Source organism: Streptomyces sp. XY431 (assembly GCF_001279805.1).
Classification (GTDB): Bacteria; Actinomycetota; Actinomycetes; order Streptomycetales; family Streptomycetaceae; genus Kitasatospora; species Kitasatospora purpeofusca.
On sequence record NZ_LGDO01000191.1, the window covers coordinates 1 to 4,426 of the forward strand.

Annotated in this window: 6 protein-coding genes and 1 pseudogene; 2 read left to right on the forward strand and 5 right to left on the reverse strand. The window is 65.6% G+C overall.

Features of this window, described 5'->3' with window-relative positions; all coding sequences use genetic code 11:
* Positions 1-82, forward strand: a pseudogene (locus tag ADK60_RS48135) (transposase); the annotation flags it as partial.
* Here the strand turns inward: ADK60_RS48135 and ADK60_RS19765 are convergent.
* Positions 74-712, reverse strand: a complete 639-nt coding sequence (locus ADK60_RS19765; RefSeq protein ID WP_053647706.1) for a DUF6000 family protein — start codon at positions 710-712, stop codon at positions 74-76. The pseudogene ADK60_RS48135 and the gene ADK60_RS19765 sit on opposite strands and share 9 nt — an antisense overlap.
* Positions 713-833: 121 nt before the next feature.
* Here ADK60_RS19765 and ADK60_RS45790 point away from each other — a divergent pair, with 121 nt between their 5' ends.
* Entirely contained in the window at positions 834-1,052 is a 219-nt protein-coding gene (locus ADK60_RS45790) for a hypothetical protein (RefSeq protein WP_053647712.1), read from the forward strand.
* A gap of 121 nt (positions 1,053-1,173) precedes the next feature.
* Here the strand turns inward: ADK60_RS45790 and ADK60_RS19775 are convergent, their stop codons facing one another.
* The 4 genes from ADK60_RS19775 to ADK60_RS42105 form a co-directional block, all read right to left on the reverse strand.
* Positions 1,174-2,307: a methyltransferase gene (locus ADK60_RS19775; protein WP_053647708.1), complete on the reverse strand. Its 1,134-nt coding sequence runs from the start codon at positions 2,305-2,307 to the stop codon at positions 1,174-1,176.
* A gap of 468 nt (positions 2,308-2,775) precedes the next feature.
* Positions 2,776-3,111: a ribosomal protein L7/L12 gene (locus tag ADK60_RS19780; RefSeq protein WP_053647710.1), complete on the reverse strand. Its 336-nt coding sequence runs from the start codon at positions 3,109-3,111 to the stop codon at positions 2,776-2,778.
* Positions 3,112-3,165: 54 nt separating this feature from the next.
* Entirely contained in the window at positions 3,166-3,750 is a 585-nt protein-coding gene (locus tag ADK60_RS19785; protein WP_053647713.1) for a suppressor of fused domain protein, read from the reverse strand.
* 91 nt (positions 3,751-3,841) lie between these two features.
* Positions 3,842-4,009, reverse strand: coding sequence for a hypothetical protein (locus ADK60_RS42105; protein ID WP_234371165.1), 168 nt, complete (start codon positions 4,007-4,009; stop codon positions 3,842-3,844).
* Positions 4,010-4,426: the final 417 nt, after the last annotated feature.

Genomic DNA, 4,426 nt, shown 5'->3' on the forward strand with positions numbered 1-4,426 from the left:
ACGCCTGCAGTACCGGCCCGATACCCTCGACGGCTTCATAGCCGGCACCGGCCTGACCCTCGACACTCCAACCTCACCCTGACAAGCCGAAGTCAGTAGTTTCCATTCTGGCGAAGAGTTCAGCGCACTCGCTGGCGAGGGAACAGAGCTGGTCCACGACCTGCCGGTACTCCTGCGGATCCCGCACCATGTTCGACGTGGCATCGGTCCACTGCTGCCACAGGCCACCGGCGGCAAGGTATCGGGATGCTCGCTCGGTCCCGAGGACGGCATCGAGGTGAAGCAGTGTGCTGAGAGCAAAGGTCTGGTCCCAGACGAGGTCGGGTTGAGGTAAGTAGCGATCAAGGTATCTGCAGACCAGATCGGCGTCCGCGCTGGTGCCGAAAGTGGCAAGTGTGACGCAGTATGACCCGCCGTAGGGGCCTCCGCTGGCCAGCAGGAGTTCGCCGATGCGGCTGCGGAACTCGGTCCTGCCGGCCACGGCAACCAGCCAGGAGGCAGTCCTGCACTCTCGCCACCCGCCCTCGAAAAGGATGCCGAGTTCAGTGGGAGTGATCTCCCCGGCAGCCTGGACCAGCTCCCTCACGAACAACTCGCGCTCAGGCCCGCTCAACCGCAGCGAGCTTCCACCCAGCCGCAGGTACCGCCGGCCGGGCGTGACGAATCGTCGGACCAGGTCCATCAGCTCGGGGTCGGTGTTGGCATAGCGCATGGCTGCATCTTTGCCCGGCGAGGACCCAGCTGCCAGCGATTTACACAGAGCCTCGAGTAGCGATCGCTAGTTCAGAGAAGCCTGCGTCAGATATCCCCTACTGCTCGTGGACACGGCCCAGATGCCACGTCTCCAGGAGATCCACGCCAACCTCGTCGACCGCCTCCAGGAGGCCCGGGACCAGGGCTGGCTTGGCGAGGTCGCCGCCATCGAGACCACCATGGCCGCCGCGGCGCAGAAGCTGGAGGCCATGCGCGAACGTGCAGCACAACCGTCCACCGTCCACCTTGGCATGCCCGACTTCCGTACCACCGCCGGCAGACTCACCTCCGACTGCTGACAGCACCACGTCCCGGCACAGGGAGGCCAGAGAACGTCCGCCGCTAATTCAGCCCAACCCGGAGGCGATCGCCGAGGCGACCAGTCTGCTGGCCCCTGGCCACCGCCTACGTGATCCGTTGTCAACTGCTGGCCAGGCGCCACAGCGATGTGACCTCCGCAGCGCGGGCAGCATGGAGGGGATCAGTGCTGTCCGAAGCTCGCGGATGCTGCGGCCTGGTGTCGATCTTGTCCACCACGTGCAGGCCCGCTGCTTCGATGAAGGTCAGCAATTCGCGACGCGTCCTGAGTCCGAGGTGTTCGGCGAGGTCCGAGAGGATGAGCCATCCTTCACCACCTGGTTCGAGGTGGGAAGCCAGTCCGGTCAGGAAGCCGTGAAGCATGGCACTGTTCGGGTCGTAGACGCCTTGCTCGACAGCAGAGGTCGGCCGGGAGGGAATCCAAGGCGGGTTACAGACGATGAAGTGGGCTCGGCCTTCGGGGAACAACTCAGGACCCATGACATCGATGCGTTCGGTGAACTTCATCCGGTGGACGTTTTCGCGGGCACAGGACAGTGCGCGCGGGTTGATGTCGGTGGCCACAATGTGGTCGAGCCCCCGGCGGGCGAGGACGACAGCGAGTACGCCTGTCCCCGTGCCGAGGTCGAAGGCGGTACGACGACCGCCACCGTGGTTCACCGAGGCGGGCAGTGGTGTCTGTGCGACCAAATCGACGTACTCGCCCCTGATCGGGGAGAACACGCCGTAGTGCGGATGGATGCGGGTGTTGATGGCCGGCACGACCACGCCCTTCTCGCGCCACTGCTGGGCGCCGATTACGCCCAGCAGCTCTGTGAAGGAGACCACCACAGCTTCGTGCGGTGAGCCGTACGCCTCGACGCACGCCTGACGCACATCGGGAGCTCTGCGCAGAGCCAGGTAATAGTCGTCCTCCAGCAGCACAAGGAGCCTGCTCAGCACGCGGGCCCGGTGGCTGCGGGCCCGGCGGTGCAGATGGAAGGACTCAGCCGGGCTGTCCCCCGAGCGGGGAAGTTTCCGGTCGATACGGCGGCTCATCGCGCGTAGTAGCTGCCGTGCGTTGTGGAAGTCGCCCCGCCACAGCAACGCCGTACCTTCACAGGCAAGACGGCAGGCGGTATCGGAATTCATGCGGTCATCCGCGACGACGACCCGTCCGGGAAGCGGTGTGGCGCTCTCGGAATGCCATCGGGCGGATCGGACAGTGTGCTCTTCGGTCCAGTGGATCGTGGACACCACGTACTCCTCGTGATCGAACGTGCAGGGGCACGAAGAGCACTTCGACGAGGAGCAGGAGAAACGGCCCGTGCTACAGCACAGGCGCGAGTGTCAGGGCAGGCAGGGCTACCGCTCCCGCGTCGAAGCGCGAGAGGAGAAGTCGCCGAGAACCATGCCGAGTGTCACGACCAGCCCTTTCAGAAAGATGACGTACGAGGCTCGCACGCTCCTGTCCTCACACGCAAATCGGGTGCGGGCGGGAGGGACCAGCCGAGAGTGACATCCCTGTCGTAATCCGCGACACGCCCAACGACGGGCAACTGTCCAACGTCTTCGCTACTACTTTCCATGGCGAAGGCAAGATCGCACAGCTCGACGCAGAGGAAGCCAGGCGGAGCATGGCAGTCAACCTCGGCATGCCGACCTTCCCGGATCGTGATCAATGATCCGCGTACCCCGGCCGTTGCAGGAGGGAGGCTGATCGCATCAGGCGTTGCCTCGGGGACGACTCGCGGGGCAGCCGTCCGGGGACATGTAGGGCGACGAACACGGTTCGGGGTCCACCGGACAGTCCTCGGGGAACATCACGCGTTCGCACCACCTGCAGGCCAAATCAGCTCTGGCGCCGAGCTCGTTGAGGCGCCTGGCTGCTTGCTCTGCCCGCTCGAACCACGTCTCCTCGATCAAAGTGGTGGGCGCGGCGTCGAGCAGTTGCTTGCTCTGCCAGGCGCTCAGACGAGTCACGGCCCGAACCGCCTGAACCAGATCGAACCCGCGGTCGCCGCCCGTCGTCAACAACACGCCGAATGGCGGCTCCTCCATCGCTTCTCCAAACAGGTGAATGCGCTCCGGAGGCCCGGAGCGAGGGGCAGGTTCTCAGACCACCGAAGCGCGCCTGGGATCCGTGGGCTCGATCTCGTGCTGTTCGAAGAGTCGCTCAAGCGCTTCATGGCCGTGTTCGCGGCGATATGCGAGTTCGGCGGCCGTCACCGGGAGAGCCCAGAGGATGCGGGCATGCCCGTTCGGGAGCGGGCAGATTTCCATGTCAGGATCATGGAGATAGGGCAGGCTGATCAGCAGGTTGTCGCAAGATGAACCGGGCATCCACGGCTCACCGATGGGCATGCTGTGCTCAAGATCAAGATGATGGCCCGCGTGGTAGTAGGCGATCTTCGCGAGCAGGTCGACGAAGCTCACATCGCCGGCCGGACCGGTCAGGGCGAACTCAATTCCGTGACCGTGCTTCTCGACCGCGGACCAGCACCCGGCGGTGACGTATGTCCAGGCGTTGCAGCGGGGGCCGGGACCGGCCGCGATGATGCGCAGCCCGGGGACGGCATCCCGACGGCCGGGCCCGAGGTCGTAGTCACGGGCTTGAACCTGCTCGTGACCTGCAAAGAAGTCACGCACGTGCGACTCGACGCCCGCAATGGCCTGCTGTCTGCGCTTCGCTACGAACATGGCCGGGATGATCTCAGGCGCGGTCGCGGGTGCTGACACTGGCCCCTCAGCGGCCAGGTTCGGCGGCAGAGGACAGCGCGGCTCGGCAGGTTCAGAAAAGGTCGGTGTACGGCTTGGTGGTGAGCCGTACACCGCAGCCGCCGGGCAGCAGCCCGCACCAGAACGTGTCCTCGGCGTGCCGCCGCCGGAAGGCCTCCAGCTCGATCGCTTCCAGCGGCGGGAGCAGCGGATCGTCCGACTCCGCGCTGCCCGGCACCACGGTCTGGAAAGGTACAGCAGGCCGCCACCCAGTACGGTGGCGGCCTCCAGGCGTTCGGTCCAGGGTTGCCTCGGCGGAGGAATCGACTCGGAGAGGTTCTGTGCTCCGGTTCCGCCACCGGGTTCAACGGGCCGGCAGGGCGGCCCGGGCCCGCACGACCCTGGGCTCCGGGCTGTACACCGGATCGGGTCTCAGACCGCGTTTGAGATCTCATTCAGCGCGGACAGGCGGTGAGGCTGTCACCGCCTGTTGTCCCAGGTAGCGCCTATGGTTCAGCCCATGAGCGTTCCCGAGGTCATCCCGATCAGACATGAGCCTGACTACCGCACGAGCACCATCGGGCGGTGGCAGAACGGCCAGTTCTTCGCGTCGGTCACCGCAGCCTTCCCCGAGGGCTGGAGCGGCGACGACTGGCAG